Genomic DNA, 16907 nt, shown 5'->3' on the forward strand with positions numbered 1-16907 from the left:
CGCCTGTCGGCTATGCGCAGCATCCACGCAATCTTTGTGCGGTGTTACCTTAAATTATAGCAACCGAACGGTTACCTGTCAAGGGGTTTTTAAAATTTAAGATATTTTTTGCGTAACTATTTTCAACTTGGAACCAGAAAAGGAGAGGGGCACATGCTCCTCTCCTTGGTTATATCGCATCGCCCCAGGGCATCACCCGACAAAGCAGGCTGCACCGGACGGTGACCCGGCTTTTGCCTCCCAGCGTGCAGGTAAACAGAGTCATATCCCACTGACCCGCAAACATTTCTTCCATATCATAGCCGTCAATGATCTGGGTCTGATCCACCTGGTAGATATATACCCTGCCGGACAGGTCGATGAACCGGATGATATCATCGCTGACCAGTTGCCCGATCCTGCCAAAGTGCCGGGAATAGTTGTGGGCGGCGATCAGCAGATCCCGGCTTTCCGCCGATCCCTTATACCGGCAGGGGGTCTTTTTCAATCCCTGCTTGCTCAGCTCCTGCCGCACCGGAAGTTCTACTCCCAGCGCCGGGATCTGCAGGACTCCGATGTATCGCTCCCCATCAATGACCAGGGATGCCTCCTCCTGTGCAGGATAGATTTCCATGGGCTCTGCCGGCTCCGTCACGCCGGATACCGGCTCTTCCAGAGCAGGCAGGCTACAGGAGGTGCGCAGCTGCGCCAGCACCTGTTCCGCATGTTCCTCCGCTGCCTGATCCGTATACAGGTTATACCCGGTGAGCCCTGCCCCCAGCAGGATGCATAGTGCCCCTGCCAGCATGCAGAGCCGTCCGGCTCGTTTGTGTTTCATGCTGTGCTCCTATCCATATACGGCAACGCCCCACAAAGCCTTGCTCCGTGGGGTGTTGATGCATTACGATCGCTTCTTCCGGGTGATCCGCCAACCCAGTGCCAACAGCCCCAATCCTCCCAGCACCAGCAGGGGAATGGGCCACCAGAGCTGTCCGGTCTGGGGCAGCTTGCCGGTATTGTTGGAGCCGGTGTTCCGACTGGTGGTCACTACCGTTGTACTGCCGGTGTTGGTGATGGTGAATGCCTCTTTGTACGTCTTGCCGGATTTGACCTGCTGCTGAGTATAGCTGACGGTGCAATCCCCCGGCACCTGTTCCTCGATCAATGTCCAGCGGCTGGTATTGTCCAGCTTGCTCCAGGCATATTCCCAGTTGTTTGCATCGTTCAGGGTCTGGGTGTCATACAGTGTGCCGTCCCGGTACAGCTGCACCCGGATCTCCGGCGTCTTGTCCGCATTTACCCAGATTTTCTTCACGGTACGATCCGTTTGACTGTGATATTCCGCACCACTGATGAGCCGGATCTTCGGCACAATGGTTCTGTCCAGACTCCAGTCCGGATTGTCATACTGCCCGCCGTCTGCAATGCAAAGCAGTGTGGGTACGGACAGGTACATGCCGTTTTCATCCTTCAGCGGTTCCCCCAGCACCAGGTAATACCCGGTCTCCAGGTTTTCGGCAGTAACCGTGCCGTCGGAGGATGCAACAGCGGAAAAATCCGGTGTAATACCGTAAGCCACTGCGTATGCTTCCAGGGTGGAGGCGGCAGTGCGGGCTCCATCCTCCGTGCTGAGATCCGGCTTCACCGGCAGTCCGGCAAAAGCACCGGTCAACTCCAGAGTATCCCCCTTGGGCACATCCGCCACCCGGAACACCTGCCAGTACATGTCCGTAACGGGAATGTTTGCAGATTTACTGTCAATGGTCAGTCGGCCCTTTGCTGCTGCATGCACCCCGGTCATCTCGGCACACAGGAGCACCAGACTGCATAGCAGGGTAAATATCACCGCTGTCCGGATGGGTTTGATTCGTGTCATGCTTCTCACCAGCCTTTAGTTCTGTTTCCAGGCGCTGCTTCTGCGCTCTGGTTTTCTTTTCGTGTGCTTGCTGCAAGGTGCTGCTCAGCATGGAGCCGACAAACAGCAGCAGCATCAATGCGCCCCCCAGAATAGCAGCGATCATCCCCGGCTCCAGCTGCACTGCGTCAGCGGATACCCGGACGTTCAGCTCCGGTGCGGCGTTTTCGATCCGTCTGCCCCGCACCAATAGTCGGTGGGTATTCACTCCGTAGGGGGTGCAGGTCAGCAGGGTGATGTAATCCTCCCCTTCCTGGATGGCAAGCCGGTTCACCGCCTGTGGCTCTACGATCTCGATTTTGTCCACCTGATAGGTCAGCACCTGGTTCAGAATGGTGACCGTAAACACATCCCCCACCACCAGCTTGTCCAGGTCGCTGAACAGCTTGGCTGAGGGCAGCCCCCGATGGGCGGATAGAATGGCGTGGGTGGATCTGCCCCCGATGGGCAGCGTGGTGCCTTCCAGATGTCCCACCGCCACGTTCAGCACCTCCTCGCTGGTGCCGTGGTAAATGGGCAACTGCACCTGGATCTGGGGGATGGTGATATACCCCATGATCCCGGAACCGGCAATGTTCAGCGCATCCGCATAGCCGGGTACATCCTGGTAGCTGTTCAGGGGAGCACCGGTGGCCTTGAGCCGCTGGTTGTAATCCTCTGCGGCCTGGAACATGGCGCTGTAATCCTCCTGGGACATGCTGTTCATGGTTTCATCGTACCGGGCAATTGCGTAGCTTTGATGCTTGGTGTTCAAGTAATCGCTGACAGTCGGATAGAGCATCACGGAGAGTCCCACAAGAAAAAACAGGATGAGAATGAGCGTAGCGATCCAGCTGTGCTTTTTCTTTTTTGCTGTCTTCAACTTATGGAACACTCCCTAATGCTCACCCGCAGGGGATTCCTGCGGGCAAGCTTAGATTTTCACGGAGCAGCCTGACGCTGCGCCGGGTGGGTCGGATTATTCTTCGTCCTTCTTCATTCTCTTCTTGGTAACCAGTGCCACGCCGGAGCCGAGCACCAGAACGCCGCCCAGACCGTAGAAGATGGTGGTACCGATGCCGCCGGTGGAGGGCAGTGTGGAGCCTTCCTTGTTGACGATATTGTTGTTCATATTCTGGCTGCCGGTCAGTGCCAGGTTGGCTGCTGTGCCGGATGCGTTTTCATTGTGGGCTGCCGCAATCACAATCTGAACATCAGCGCAGGTGTTGTAGCCGCTGGGTGTGGTGGTCTCACGGAGGGTGTATGTACCGGCATCCAGACCGATGATGTTAAATTTACCGTCAGCGGCGGACTTCATTTCCGCAGCGGCTTCGCCGGACTTGATGGGACGGTATGCATTCTTTGTTGTGTCAAAGATCAGACTGATTTCGGTGGTGCCTGCTGCATCGTAGAGCCGGAATCCGGCATTCTGCAGTTCATTGCCGGCGAGCGCTTCATTCTTGTACTTGGTGTTGTCCACGCCGTAGGTGAATGCCCAAACGTAATCCTCCGGTGTTTTACCGGTCTGGCTTGTGCCAGTGCCAGTGGAATCCGGGTTGTTGGAGTATTCCAGGTATACCTTGTTGTTGTTGACATGATCCTTGTCTCCGTCGGTAACATCACTCTTGGAAACGATAGCGTTTTCGTTCAAGTGTGCGTTATACACAACCTCGACCACGATTTCCTGTTCGCCCCAGGTGATGCTGGAGGGAACCAAGGGCTTTACATCGTCAATGGTCAATTCCCAGGACAGACCTGCCTTATCGGCAGCGCCAGTAGCGGTTTCTGTATAAGCCGTAACAGGGCTGCCTCCAACGGTTACGCTGGCAATGCTGTCAAAGGTAACGCCTGCGCTCATGCTGTCGTTGAACACCAGTTTATATGCATTATATGCTTTGATCTGGTCATTTGCCGGAATTTTCGCAGTCAGCTTGAACTGGAACTGCTCGTTGATGGCATGATCCGCAGTTTCGCCCCAACCCTCTGCATCTGTGCTGTTGGTGTCCTTGTCTGCAGCTTCGTCCTGGATCTGCTTGTCCACTGTGGGCTTTGCATTCTTGACAGTAACGTGTGCATCTCCGGCAACCTGTACGATCCAGGCGGAGTTGGCATCATCTTTGTTGTCCAGGTTGGTGACATCCTTCACAACGTAGTAGCCGTCCTCCAGCCCGTCGATTGTCAGATCGGAGCTACTCGAAGAAACAGTTTTGTATGGGGTACCCAGTGTGATCTTGCTGACAATGCTTCTTGCATCTGTACCAGCCATTGCGGTTACAGTGGCATCATCCACCTTGGAGCCGGCAGTAAGGGGCATGCCGTTGTATGCAGTGACACCACTGCCCAAGAACAGATTGCAGAGCTTTCCGTCCACAAGGTCGCCCTTGAGAATCTGGTATACTTCAAAATCATGCTGCTCTGTGCCGATGCCGGTGATTTCAATGGATGCGGCGGAAGCGGTAAAGGGGACTGCTGCCATAGCCATGGGAGCTACCATGCATGCTGCAAGTGCGATGGCTGTGAATTTTCTGGATTTTTTCATAAGATCATTTCCTTTCTAAATGTGAGGCAACACCGCACAAAGATTGTGTGGCAGATGTGCCAACAGATTTCTCGTCAGCAGATGCTGTGCAAAGCCATCGGGTGTGCTTTGTACGGAGTTGCCTTCAATGTTTTGTTTGGATATGTTTGTTTATTCTGCCTCTTAGGCTGAGGAACGGAACTGTTTTTGCCTTCGCAGAACGAAGAGCCCTGCGGCGGCGGTCATCAGGGAAATGCCGATGAGCCGATAGGTGAAGGTGCCGGAGCCGCCGGTGGAGGGCATCACAACGCTGGTGGTTTTGCTTGGGGTATTGCGCACGGTGATGCTGCCGTCCTTGCCGGTGATGTACTTGTCGCCCGGACTGTTCTCGTACAGATAGCTTGCGTCATAACCGCTGAAGTCCTTTTCCACCGCCCAATAGTAGTAGGGATTTCCGTCTGCATCTGTTGCGGGCAGGTTTTCAGCCGTTGCCGTCCAGCCGGTATCCTTCCGGATCTCCAGATTCTGCACCCAGGTGGGGGAGAAGGATCCTTTTGCCGCCAGAACCGGTTTAATGCTGTCCATGCCCTGTTGGGAAGTGGTGTCGAAGTATAGGAACACACTTTCCAATGTGCCAGTACCGTTATACCGATATATTATGAGTTTTGAACTAGTTGGCGGTGTCAGCTTTATATGGATCAATCCATCCGACTCCGCATCTGCAAAATTATATGATTGATAATTCGGGTGGATGTGAACCTGTCCATCTCCGCCGCTTGCAAGATCACTGATCTTCAAAGCGATTTCCGTGATGTTGGTGTAGTCAAATGCGGAAAGGTCAATTTCAGTACCGAATACCACATTGTCCAGCTGAACGGTGTTCCCGCTCGGCGGACTCTTTCCGGTAGTAGTCACTGTTGCGGCAGTTGTTGTGGTGACTGCCGTGGTGGTGATCTTCGCCTGATCCGGCACATCCGTCGGATTGGTGGAACGGTGAATCTCCACCACTACGGTGTCACTGTCATGGCTGTTGGTGGCATGATCCGACCAGACCTTATGTATTCCGATCCGGATGCCCTGGGTGGTGGTTGCAGCCGCCGTGGTAGTGGTAGCCGGTGCGGTGGTAGTAGTGGTCTGCACGGTTGTGGTGGTAGTGGTTTGTGTAGTCGTGGTGGATGTAGTTGTGGTAGGAACGGATTTATCTCGGTTGATAATGGTCACGGTTCCGTTGGCTTTACCTACACCATTGTTAGCGTACTCTACCTCATAACCTTCCGGTACACTTTCCTCCACTACATAATAGTAATAGGAATTTCCGTTGTTATCATGATTGGGGAGATCCGCCCATTCATAAGTCCAACCACCTGCCTTGGTTAATTCAAACTCTGTAATCCCAGAAGAATCTGCAAAAAGAGTTCCTCCTGTCTTGATAGCTGCTCCCGACAGGCGAGGTATGATAGACTGGTACAACTGAACCTTGACTGCGTCAGTTGCCTTTGTTGTTCCAGTCACCCAAACTTTTTTTGCCGTTACGGATATCTTGTTAACCTTTTGAATCGGGCGGTTAAAGTCGGCTCTGTGGGTTTCCATGCTAATATTGATTTTGTTAGCTATCGCATTGCCATTAAAAGTTACTAGAAAGCGCACATCTGCGCCAGGGGCAAGAAACTGTCCATTCACAATTTGGGAATTATGAATGATTCCTCTGTAAATGCCGTCGCTCTTGCTGCTGTCATAAAAATTCCACAGGATATTGGTTCCCTTATATAGGGAGTCTTCAGCATCATTGCTGATCTCCTCGCTAGAGCCTTTGCGTGTGAATTTAATACTCTTTTTGAAATTAAAATCCGTTTCACCGGCAAGATCCACATTCAAAATAATCTGATTTTGGAACTGCCCATCGGAGTAATCCACGTCCTTGATTACAAAAGAATCACCAGTACTTGCAAAATCCGCCGCAGTCAGAAATGCAACATTGTGTGACTGTACGGAGGAATCCGGCAGGCTGATTGTGTTATTGGTCAACGTTACGTTTGGGGTAAGTTTTGTATATGCCGCAGATAGATTTTCATACTGCGTCTTGTACGTTGCAAAGTCAATATAGTCTGAAGTCGTATACCGCACATCGCATTGATTGTTGATGCGTTTCATTTCAAACAGCTGAGAGCTTTCTTCCGTGATTACCTTACTTGTGTCTGCCGCAAGGGTTGTGCCCCATGCAAACAGTATTGGCTCATATTGCTTTAGGGGGGACAAGACATATTGATTCGGATTAGTCTGATAGGAGGGCTGTGTGATTGTTATGGTTTCCGGAACGTAGAAGTCGGTCAATTTAATTTGAACTTGGCTACTAACAGAACCAATAAGCGAAATGCTGTTTGTTGCAACGGAAAGCATTCGCTCGGATATATCATTATTCGGACCAATTGCACCTGCCGTGCCAGTAATGTATAGATTTTTAGCAGCAAAGTTTCCGTTCAAATGCTGGTTTAGCACCAAATCCTCAAACGCAAACATATGAAAGTCTCCTGCAACGCCCAAAGGTCCGCCGGTGTACCAGGTACTGTCCTCATATGTTCCAGAGGTGGATGGATATCCATTTCCAGTCTGTACGCTGATTCCTCCGTTATTTTGCATACTCACCGCCGGCATCATCAGTGCGGAGCAGACAAAAGAGATCACCAGCGCAGAGAGCATCAGGAATACGGCAAAGTAGCGTGCCTGATTCCGGTGTGTATGCAGGATCTCTGTGACCTGCTGTGATTGTTTGCGCATCCCTGTCACCTCCCTTTAATCCAGGGAACCCAGCCGCTCCAGGGGCCAGACCCGTAAAAAAACCTTTCCGATCACATATTCGTCCGCAATGCACCCCACCGCTGTGGTGCGGCTGTCCACCGAGGTTTCCCGGTTGTCCCCCATCACGAAGATCCTGTTGTCCGGCACTTGATAGGGGAAGTCGATGTCGCACTGCCCCAGGCTTTTTTTCGTGATGTAAGGCTCATCAAGCTGACTGCCGTTGACGAATACGTTGCCGCTGTCGTCGATTTCAATGGTGTCCCCGGCTGTGCCGATGACCCGCTTCAGCAGCACCTTGTTGTTGTAGTAAAATGCCACCAGATCCCCGGACTCAAACCGGCTGCTTTTGAGGCATACCACGATCTCCTTTGGATGCAGTGTTGGCTCCATGCTGGAGCCGGTGACCCGGAAGATGGGGAAGAACAGCATGGCTGCCAGCACCGCCACCGCCGCCACTACCAGCAGGGAGAAAACCGTCTGCCGGAAGATGCGCCGGCTGTTCTGCTTGCGCCGCAGCCGTTTCAGTTCTCCTTCAATCTGCCGGACAGTGAAGCCCCGGGCTTCATTCTGTTCCTGCATCGGTATCATCTCCCGCCTTTGGCACCTGTGGGTGTTCTGCCTGGATACTGTTCAGGTAATCCTCCGCCGCCTGCTGGGCAGCCTCAAACACCTTGTTCAGCTTCAGGGCGGCTTCTGCAATGCTGCCCGTCTGCTCCAGGGTGATCCGCCGATCCAGAAGCTTTTGGTTCAGTTCCTGGTTCTCCTGCCGGAGTTGGTCGATCTCCTCCTGCATTTGCAGCATCAGCTCCAGAAGCTCTGTGCGTCGGAGCTTTCTGAGTTCCTTTTGTTTCATACTTGACTCCAATAAATCTACTGTAAGTATATTGTAATTGTTTTTTACATGGATAAGAGCATTTCCTTTATTGCGCTTTTATTATAGCACTGTGCATTAAAAAATGCAATAGCTCTGACTGCACTCAAAAAAGTTTGTAGGATTGCACAAAAGTTGCACAAGGCAGATATACAGGTTTGCTGCGTTCGCTGCTTTTTATTAATGTTTTTTTGTAATACCGAAAAAAGCATACAACAAAGAGTAATTTTCTTGCGAAATATGATCGGTATTTCAGGTTGACAGAACCTTGCCAGCATGCTATCATGGAAAAAACCCGGCATGCGCCGGAGTAAGGAGGCTTGTACATGCAGCACTGGACAGTACAGTACAATACATTGACGGCGGCGGAGTTTATCCGGCTCTGGGAAAGCGTGTGGGACGGTGCCCCCACCCGGGAGCAGGTGCAGCTTGCCCTGGCGCACACGTTATTCCGTGTGACAGTGTATGATGGGGAACAGGTTATTGGCATGGCACGGATGCTGGGAGATCTAGGCATGAACTACTATATCAAGGATGTGGTGGTATTGCCCGCTTATCAGCGCCAGGGGGTGGGCAGACTGCTTCTGGAGGAACTGATGAAATATATCCGGGAAAACGGCGTGCCGGGGACGGATATTTTCGTGGAGCTGTGCGCCGTGCCGGACAAGATTCCCTTTTATGAACGGTTCGGCTTTACTTATAATGAAGCCAAGCGGCTCATGCGTATGTGCCATGTGGACTGACCGAACAGAAAAACACTGCCCAGAGCCGGAACGATGCTCTGGGCAGTGTTTTCTTATGTAAGCCGCCCGGTACACCGGGCAGCAGCTGTTTTACAGATTAGCCGCAAAAGGACTTGAGCAGCTCACACAGCTTTGTGAAAAACGCATTACACATGATTTCGCTCTCCTTGATTTATTTCCCCTGGGGGATTGAGTTGAGGCAACACCCCGCAAAGCATGCCCGGCGGCTGTGCGCAGCTTCTGCCGTACAAGCCTTGTGAGGTGTTGTCTATAGTATATCATATCGGTAGGAATTGTGCAATGCAAAGCTTCTGGCAGGGATCCTGCCGTTCATTGGATCCATGCCGGAAACAAAAAGGGCGGACAGAAACCTGTCCGCCGTGGGTGCGCTTTATTGCTTTTCCTGTTGCCGCTTGTGCATCAGCGTATGGATGCCGAACCAGGTCAGTGCCCCCAGGGTGCCGGAGATGATGTCTCCCATGGTGTTGGTGTTGTCCCCCTGCATGTTGATGCCCAACAGGTTGTCGGCAGTGAACTCGTAGATCTCCCAGATGCCGGCACCGGCGATGGCGAAGAACATGGAGAACAGTCGGCACAGCAACGGTTCTGCCGGAGTATGCCGCCTCCCGGCAAGGGCGTGGATGAGAATCAGTCCTCCCTCCGCCAGGACGATGCCGCTGGTGTAGTGAACGAACTTATCGTAAAACCCCAGGTAATGGTACAGGTTCAGTGCCGATCCCAGCACCGCCGCCAGCACCTCAAAGCCGAATGCCATGCAGTAGAACCGGAAGGGGAATCGCCATACCACTCCGGTCAGCAAAAAGACGGCGGCAAAGGAGCCGATGAGCTTTGCGCTGGTGGTTTCCAGCCCGGTGAGCCGGGTGATGATCGCTGCCAGAACCGTCAGCGCCAATACGATCAGAGAAACGGTCAGTTTTTTTCCGGTGTCCTGCTTTTGCATCAGATGCCTCCTGTTCTCTGGCGTCAGTGCTCCAGCAGCAGGCGCTCGTCACAGTATTCACATTCCAGTGTAGTGCCCTCGCCCCGGAAGCTCTTGGGCAGATAGTGTTCCTGCTGGGTGATACAGCTGGGATTCTTGCAGCATACGCCCTTGTGTACCTTGCCCTTGAGGAGTCGGGAGGGATTCTGGTTTTCCAGCATGGTCATGATCAGCGCCATGCGCACATACATGCCGTAGTGTGCCTGCTTGAAGTACATGGCACGGGGATCCTGATCCACCTCTACGGTGATCTCGTCCACCCGGGGCAGGGGATGCAGCACGATCATATCCGGACGGGCACGGCTCATTTTCTTGGCATCCAGCACATATGTATCCTTCTGGGCAAGGTATGCTTCCTCGCTGGTGAAGCGCTCCTGCTGGATCCGGGTCATGTACAGCACGTCCAGAGAGCCGATCACCTGGTCCAGGGAGCTGACCTCGGTAAAGGTGCCGCCGTTTGCCTTGATGATGTCCTTAACATAGAAGGGGAGCCGCAGCTCCGGGGTGGAGATCAGCACAAAGTGGTTGTTTTTGTAGCAGCTCAGCGCCTTGCACAGGGAGTGCACGGTTCTGCCGTTGAGCAGATCTCCGCACAGTCCCACGGTAAGTCCATCCAGTCTGCCCTTTTCCACCCGGAGAGTCAGCAGATCCGTCAGAGTCTGGGTGGGGTGGAGATGCCCCCCGTCACCGGCGTTGATGACCGGGCAGTCTGTGGTGAGAGCTGCTGCCTTTGCCGCCCCTGCCATAGGATGGCGGATGATGAGAATATCCGCATAGTTGCTGACGATCTTGGTGGTATCCTTCAGGCTTTCCCCTTTGGATACAGAGGAGGTGGCCGGATTGTCAAAGCCGATGATGCTGCCTCCCAGCCGGATCATGGCAGCCTGGAAGGACATCTGGGTTCGGGTGGAGGGCTCGTAGAACAGGGTTGCCATGACCTTTCCCACACAGGCATGGGTGTACCGCTGGGGATGCTCCTTGATATCCGCTCCCAGTGCCACGATCTGGTTCCACCAGGAAACCGGGTAATCGTTCAGGTCGATCAGATGCTGATAGCTTGCTTCCATAGGGATTCCTCTTTTCCATTCCCGCCGTACCTCCGGCACAGCAAATTTTATCTACAGGACGCTTGTCCCGTTGACCAGCATTGAAAAGCGCACATTCAGAAAGGTGCATGCACGCTTGCACAGGAGCATCCGCTCCAGGAAGATCTCGAAGTATTCCAGCACCGAGGACAGCTTGGTGTCGATTTGTAGATCCAGCAGCAGGGTGGATTTATCCGGGGAGAAGGTCAGGTCTGCATGCTCTACGGCGTAATTCACCCGGTCGTGGATATCAAAGGTGAGCAGATCCGCATTCCGTACCCGGCTCCGGCGCACGTCGGTTTTGTCCGCAATGATCAGCGCCGCGGAAATGGGGTCCAGGGGCTGGGCGGTGGCTTCATCGTGGTTGCCGATGGCGGATACAATGGAGCAGATCTCCTCCGCCGGCATACTCAGCTTATCCAGCAGACGGAACGCCATGACGGCACCGCTCTGGGCATGATCCGTCCGGTTGATCACGTTGCCGATATCATGCATGATCCCGGCGATCCGGGCAAGCTCCGCCGTCCGCTGGTCATAGCCCAGCTCTGTCAGAATCATGGCGGCAACCTCCGCCACCTTTTCCACATGGGGGAAGGAATGCTCCGTAAACCCCAGGCTTGCCAGAGCCTGATCCGCCCGGCGGATGTAGGTCATAATGTCCGGGTTTTGCTTGATGTATTTGTATGTGACAACGGTTGCCATGCTTACTCCTTCACGCCGTTTTCAAAGTATACCCCGTACCATACCAGGAACATGAACACCGTCCAGATCTTCCGGCTGTTGTCCGCCTTTCCGGCACGGTGATCCTCCAGCAGGGATACCAGCTTTTCTGTGTGGAAGAACTGCTCCGCCGCAGGGCTTGTAAAGCGATCCTTAACCAGATTGAAATAGGCATCCTCCTTGAGCCATACCCGGATGGGTACCGGGAAGCCCAGCTTCTTCTTGGCTGCGGTTTTGGCAGTCTGGGGAGGCGTATCCCGCTTTGCTGCCAGCCGCATCGCATACTTGGTGATATAGGGGGTGTGGGCGTCGGTGGATTCCGTGCGGGTCACCCGGTACCGGGTGGGGATCCGCTCTGCTACCCCCATGACCTCCTTATCCAGGAAGGGAACACGCAGCTCCAGGGAGTTTGCCATACTCATTTTATCCGCCTTCAGCAGGATATCCCCGGTCATCCACAGGTGCAGATCCAGGTACTGCATCTTGGTCACATCATCCTGATCCTTTACCTTGTCATAGAAGGGCTTGGTGATGACGGTGGGATCCGGTGCCTTTCCGGGCGCCTTCAGCAAAGCGTTCCGCTCTGCCGGGGTGAACATGTAGGCGTTGCCGATGAACCGCTCCTCCAGATCCTTGCCCTTGCGCACGAAGAAGTTGACCCCCCGCTTTGCGGGCAGTTTTCCGGCAATGGCGCCGATGCCCCGGCGCAGCCCTCTGGGCAGCTTGTCGTAGGCGGTGGAATTTGGCTCGCTGTATACGTTGTAGCCTCCGAAGATCTCATCCGCCCCTTCTCCGGACAGCACTACCTTCAGCTGTCTGGATGCCAGTTCGCATACAAAATACAGTGCGATGGCTGCCGGATCCGCCAGGGGTTCATCCATATGGTACTGGATCTTGGGCAGCTTTGCCCAGTATTCCTCCGGAGTGATGACCTTGCTGTAGTTTTCCTTGCCGATGGCTTTGGAAAAATTCTTTGCCCAGCCGATCTCGTTGTAGCGCTCATCCTCCCCAAACCCAACGGTAAAGGTTTTGTCCACGTCCGCAATGGCTGCTACATAGCTGGAATCCACGCCGGAGGACAGGAAGCTGCCCACCTCCACGTCTGCGATTTTATGCGCCTGGACGGAATTGTGGAAAATGTCGGAGATCTCGTTTACCCAGTCCTCCAGTTGGGGTTTGTTGTCCGCATCGAACTTGACCTCCCAGTAGCGCCTGGTGGTAAGCTTGCCGTTGGCGTAAGTAAAATAATGGGCAGCCGGCAATTTGTATACGTTCTTGAAAAAAGTCTCCTCTGTGGGGGAATACTGAAATGTCAGATAATTTTCGAGGGCTGTTTCGTTCAGCTCCTTTTTGAAGTGGGGATGCACCAGAAAGCTCTTGATTTCCGAGCCGAACAGGAAGCTTTCCCCCATGGTAGCATAGTACAGGGGCTTGATGCCGAAAAAGTCCCGTGCCCCGAACAGTTCCTTTTTCACCGTGTCCCAGATCACGAAGCTGAACATGCCCCGCAGCCTGGGCAGCAGCTCCGGCCCGTATTCCTCGTAGCCGTGAATCAGCACTTCGGAATCGGTCTGGGTGCGGAACACATGCCCTGCCGCCAGCAGATCCTTCCGGATGTCCTGGTAGTTGTAGATCTCCCCGTTGAACACCAGCACCTTGGTGCGATCCTCGTTGTAGATGGGCTGATCCCCCTGCTCGGTAATGTCGATGATGCTCAGCCGCCGGTGCCCCAGTGCAATGTCCCCATCCACATAGCGCCCTGCCGCATCCGGCCCCCGGTGACGGATCTGATCCATCATATCCTCAATGACCCGGTTGGAATTGTCAATGTGATTGGTAAACCCGGTGTATCCGCACATAGTTCGGCCTCCTAGCAGCTGAAAAAACGCGGGAAATCCCCGCATGGCTTGTTTTTGTTGGAATGCCGTCTTTGCGGCATCGTCTTTATTATACTATAATTAAGCGGCAATTGCAAGATTTATTCCGAAAACCCTTGCAAAATCCGACGGATTCCAGTATAATGAGAAGGGTGAGGATCAGAAATGGGGTTGTGCATAGTATGCACGGATGATTTTCGTCAGATTGCACAGAAATATCGTGAAAATACCCAGTATCTTTTTCTGGATTCTGTGCAGTTTCACAAGAATATGGGGACAACCCCTTGTGTAGAATGAATCGATCGGGAGAAGGAATCAGGTATGGAAGGTTCGGGCAGAACGCCCTGGCGCCGGGGCAAGGAAACAGAGCATACGATCCACAATCGAAAGCGCGGGCCAAGGCTCCGGTTCCGGTTCGGGGTGATCGTGTTTATCTGGGTGGTGGTGTTTGCGTCCTGCTTCGGGCTGTATATGTTCGCCTGCAACCTGTTCGGAACGGATCCGGACAAGGAAAGCTCCGCCGACACCACCGAAGCCGCTTCGGACACCACCGAGCCTGCGCCGGAAACCACGGAGCCGGTCACAACAGAGCCGGAAGCCACCGAGACGGAGCCTCCTGCCACCACTGCGCCGGCGGAGAACGTAAATCCCCTGCCGGAGCGGGACGCCAAGTCCGCCGACTACTTCGACGACTGCATCTTCGTGGGTGACTCCATTACCGTGGGTCTGTCCACCTATCAGTTTGTACCGGCGACCCGGGTCTATGCAACCATCGGACTGAATATTACCCGTGTGATGACGGAAACCGTGGCAACGGAATACGGCAAGATCCCGATCCTGGAGGGCATTGAACAGGCACAGCCCAAGTATGTGTATGTGATGCTGGGCAGCAACGGCATTGCATGGCTCTCCAACGAAACCATGCTCAAGCAGTACCACGAATTCACCTCCGCTGTACAGGAGGTTTCCCCGGATACGGAGATCGTCGTCATGTCCATTCCGCCGGTGACGGCAGGACGGGAGAATGCGTCCGAATCTCCCATCCAGAACTCGGACATCAACACCTATAACTCGGAGCTGCTGAAAATGGCGAACGAGTATGGGTATCACTATCTGGATATCAACACTGCCCTGAAGGGCAACGACGGCAAGCTGCCCGAGGCGGATGCCAGCAAGGACGGCATGCACTTCAACAAGGCGACCTACGAGGTTCTGGTAGACTATCTGTTGCGCCACACGCCTCTGTAGCACACAGACAGCGCCCGGCGGGTGCTGTGACAACTAGAAACAAGGAGAATGGATTATGTTATCAAAGAAAAAATGGATCGTACTCATCTGCGCAGCGGCACTGACCCTGTCTGCATGCACCGCATGCGGCGGCAGCGCCTCCTCCGGGGGCGGAAACAATACCTCCTCCACCGCACAGGCAAGCAAGACCCCAGCCCAGATCAGCAAGGAGGTCATGGACAGCGGCATTGAATTTCCCGAAATGATCCAGGTCAATGCGGACAATCTGAAGCTCCAGTACTCTCTGGAGGATGGAGATTTCCAGGAATTCGGCGTGTACTGGTCCGGCAATGCGGCATATGCGGATGAGGTCTGCGTGATCCTGGCAGCGGACGGCAAAGCTGACAAGGTGAAGGATGCGGTCAATCAGCGTCTGGAATCCCAGAAGACCGCCTTCAAGGATTATGTAAAGGAAGAATACGACCGGCTCTGCACCACCAGCGTCAGCACCAAGGGCAACTATGTGTACTGGGTGTGCACCAAGGACAACGCCAAGGCAAACGATATCATCACCAAGGCCATCGGCTGATCCCCAAGGCAAACGGAAGCGGCATCTCAGACGTTCTGAGATGCCGCTTTTAGCATAGCGCCAAAGATTGCTTAGTGTCAACACGACCTAGTTCATCATATCCCTGAGGTAGCTGCACTCTTCGTTTTCATGACGGCTGGGGCGGGACATGAGCTTGCCCAGGGCATCCCGCACGTCACTGCCCTCAAAGAGCACATGGTATAGCTGCTCGGTGATGGGCATATCCACACCCATTTGCTGCGCCAGCTTGTATGCCACATGACAGCAGAAATAGCCTTCTACGGTGCCCACCTGCTTGACCGCATCCTCCGGCTTGATGCCCTCTCCGATGAGGATGCCTGCTCGGCGGTTCCGGCTGTGCATGCTGGTGCAGGTAACGATCAGATCTCCGATGCCTGCCAGACCGGAAAAGGTAGCGGCTCTCGCCCCCATAGCCACTCCCAGCCGGGCGATCTCGTGGATGCCCCGGGTCATCAGGGCAGCCTTGGTGTTGTCCCCGTAGCCCAGACCATCGCAGATACCGGCGCACAGGGCAATGATGTTTTTCAGAGCGCCCCCCAGCTCACAGCCTACGATATCGTCGTTTTCGTAGATCCGGAAGCACTGGTTGGACAGGGTCTCCTGCACATAAGCAGCGGCAGCGGCGCTTTTGGATGCTGCTACCACGGCGGTGGAAATGCACCGTCCCACTTCCTCAGCGTGGGAGGGGCCGGTCAGCACCACAATGGCTGCCTGGGGGATCTCCTCCGTGAGCACCTCGCTGAGCAGCTCCATGCTGCCCTCCTCCAGACCCTTGCCCGTGTTCACCACCACCATATCCGAGGTGATGTAGGGGGAAGCCTCCCGTGCCACGCTGCGCACAAAGGAGGAGGGGATGCCGAACAGCACCAGATCGCTGCCCCGGATGCATTCCAGGGAGGCGGACAGACCGATCTCCGGTGGGATCACCACCCCCGGCAGCTTCTGCACCTGTTCCCCGTTTTTTCGGATGTCATCCAGTTCCTTCTGGAACTTAGACCAGACCGTGATGTGATGCCCGTGCTTGTGGAGCATGACAGCCAGACCGATGCCAAAGCCGCCGGATCCTAAAATCGTAATGTTAGCCATGCGTGTTCCCTCCTATGCCTTTTTACTGCGGAATGAAAACCGGTTTTCCGTGCCGCTGCGGAGCCGTTCCATGTTACTGCGGTGCATGAAAATGATCTGGGCGGACATGATCGCCGACAGTACTACATACAGCACTGTATGTATCACAGAGGTGTGATAGACGAACAGGTGCAGCAGGCAGGTCACCACCGGGCAGAAGCAGGTGGCGATGATGGAACCGAGAGAAACGTATTTGCTGCGCCACAGCACCAAGGCAAAGATGCCGATCAGCACAGCAAATACGACGGGATCCACCACCAGAAAGATGGACACCCCCACCAGAACGCCCTTGCCGCCCCGGAAGCCGTAATACAGGGGACGCACATGACCCAGAATGGCGAAGATGCCGGCAATGTAGCCGATATAGGTGGTGTCATCCCCGCTGGGGAAGGGGAGTCCTGCGCTCATCAGGCTGCACATGAGCCGGGCAAGCAGCACGGCGGCTACGCCCTTGAGCAGATC

Annotated in this window: 16 protein-coding genes; 3 read left to right on the forward strand and 13 right to left on the reverse strand. The window is 54.3% G+C overall.

The window, feature by feature from the left end:
- Positions 1-169: 169 nt before the first annotated feature.
- From QVO51_RS09525 to QVO51_RS09555, 7 genes are all read right to left on the reverse strand, one after another.
- Positions 170-817 carry a sortase gene (locus QVO51_RS09525; protein WP_022358209.1) on the reverse strand — a complete coding sequence of 216 codons (648 nt, stop codon included), beginning with the start codon at positions 815-817 and terminating at the stop codon, positions 170-172.
- A gap of 63 nt (positions 818-880) precedes the next feature.
- Complete coding sequence (locus QVO51_RS09530; protein ID WP_276747255.1) at positions 881-1855, reverse strand: Cna B-type domain-containing protein; 975 nt, start codon at positions 1853-1855, stop codon at positions 881-883.
- On the reverse strand, positions 1737-2768 hold the full coding sequence (locus QVO51_RS09535; RefSeq protein ID WP_288168099.1) for a class C sortase: 1032 nt from the start codon (positions 2766-2768) through the stop codon (positions 1737-1739). The genes QVO51_RS09530 and QVO51_RS09535 overlap by 119 nt, the downstream gene beginning before the upstream one ends.
- 84 nt (positions 2769-2852) lie before the next feature.
- Complete coding sequence (locus QVO51_RS09540) at positions 2853-4412, reverse strand: isopeptide-forming domain-containing fimbrial protein (protein ID WP_022358212.1); 1560 nt, start codon at positions 4410-4412, stop codon at positions 2853-2855.
- A gap of 162 nt (positions 4413-4574) precedes the next feature.
- A complete protein-coding gene (locus QVO51_RS09545; protein ID WP_288168100.1) occupies positions 4575-6542 on the reverse strand; it encodes a Cna B-type domain-containing protein in 1968 nt (655 codons plus the stop codon).
- A 639-nt stretch (positions 6543-7181) separates the two neighbouring features.
- Positions 7182-7766 carry a signal peptidase I gene (lepB, locus tag QVO51_RS09550; RefSeq protein WP_022358214.1) on the reverse strand — a complete coding sequence of 195 codons (585 nt, stop codon included), beginning with the start codon at positions 7764-7766 and terminating at the stop codon, positions 7182-7184.
- Positions 7750-8040: a hypothetical protein gene (locus tag QVO51_RS09555; RefSeq protein ID WP_015557601.1), complete on the reverse strand. Its 291-nt coding sequence runs from the start codon at positions 8038-8040 to the stop codon at positions 7750-7752. The genes lepB and QVO51_RS09555 overlap by 17 nt, the downstream gene beginning before the upstream one ends.
- A 344-nt stretch (positions 8041-8384) precedes the next feature.
- On the opposite strand from QVO51_RS09555, the gene QVO51_RS09560 reads away from it, so the two are divergent.
- On the forward strand, positions 8385-8801 hold the full coding sequence (locus tag QVO51_RS09560) for a GNAT family N-acetyltransferase (RefSeq protein WP_022358215.1): 417 nt from the start codon (positions 8385-8387) through the stop codon (positions 8799-8801).
- A gap of 391 nt (positions 8802-9192) precedes the next feature.
- Here QVO51_RS09560 and QVO51_RS09565 read toward each other — a convergent pair whose 3' ends face one another.
- The 4 genes from QVO51_RS09565 to asnB are packed head-to-tail and all read right to left on the reverse strand — an operon-like array spanning position 9193 to position 13465.
- Positions 9193-9762, reverse strand: coding sequence for a DUF2238 domain-containing protein (locus QVO51_RS09565; RefSeq protein WP_015557604.1), 570 nt, complete (start codon positions 9760-9762; stop codon positions 9193-9195).
- Positions 9763-9785: 23 nt separating this feature from the next.
- Positions 9786-10868 (reverse strand): aspartate carbamoyltransferase, encoded by a 1083-nt coding sequence (gene pyrB / locus QVO51_RS09570; protein ID WP_015557605.1) that lies wholly within the window; start codon positions 10866-10868, stop codon positions 9786-9788.
- Between the two features lie 51 nt (positions 10869-10919).
- A complete protein-coding gene (locus QVO51_RS09575) occupies positions 10920-11588 on the reverse strand; it encodes an HD domain-containing protein (RefSeq protein WP_022358216.1) in 669 nt (222 codons plus the stop codon).
- Positions 11589-11590: 2 nt separating this feature from the next.
- Positions 11591-13465 (reverse strand): asparagine synthase (glutamine-hydrolyzing), encoded by a 1875-nt coding sequence (asnB, locus tag QVO51_RS09580; RefSeq protein WP_022358217.1) that lies wholly within the window; start codon positions 13463-13465, stop codon positions 11591-11593.
- Positions 13466-13804: 339 nt separating this feature from the next.
- On the opposite strand from asnB, the gene QVO51_RS09585 reads away from it, so the two are divergent.
- Together QVO51_RS09585 and QVO51_RS09590 are read left to right on the forward strand one after the other, a co-directional pair.
- Positions 13805-14731 carry a GDSL-type esterase/lipase family protein gene (locus tag QVO51_RS09585; RefSeq protein WP_022358219.1) on the forward strand — a complete coding sequence of 309 codons (927 nt, stop codon included), beginning with the start codon at positions 13805-13807 and terminating at the stop codon, positions 14729-14731.
- 55 nt (positions 14732-14786) lie between these two features.
- Complete coding sequence (locus QVO51_RS09590; protein WP_022358220.1) at positions 14787-15299, forward strand: DUF4358 domain-containing protein; 513 nt, start codon at positions 14787-14789, stop codon at positions 15297-15299.
- An 87-nt stretch (positions 15300-15386) separates the two neighbouring features.
- On the opposite strand, the gene QVO51_RS09595 is transcribed toward QVO51_RS09590, so the two are convergent.
- Together QVO51_RS09595 and QVO51_RS09600 are read right to left on the reverse strand one after the other, a co-directional pair.
- Positions 15387-16406, reverse strand: a complete 1020-nt coding sequence (locus tag QVO51_RS09595; RefSeq protein ID WP_022358221.1) for an NAD(P)H-dependent glycerol-3-phosphate dehydrogenase — start codon at positions 16404-16406, stop codon at positions 15387-15389.
- Positions 16407-16418: 12 nt separating this feature from the next.
- Positions 16419-16907, reverse strand: a 489-nt coding sequence (locus QVO51_RS09600) for a glycerol-3-phosphate acyltransferase (RefSeq protein ID WP_288168106.1), incomplete at its 5' end; no start/stop codon positions are given.

This window comes from Ruminococcus sp. CAG:379 (genome assembly GCF_000434255.1).
In the GTDB taxonomy this organism is placed as follows: Bacteria; Bacillota; Clostridia; order Oscillospirales; family Ruminococcaceae; genus Ruminococcus_F; species Ruminococcus_F champanellensis.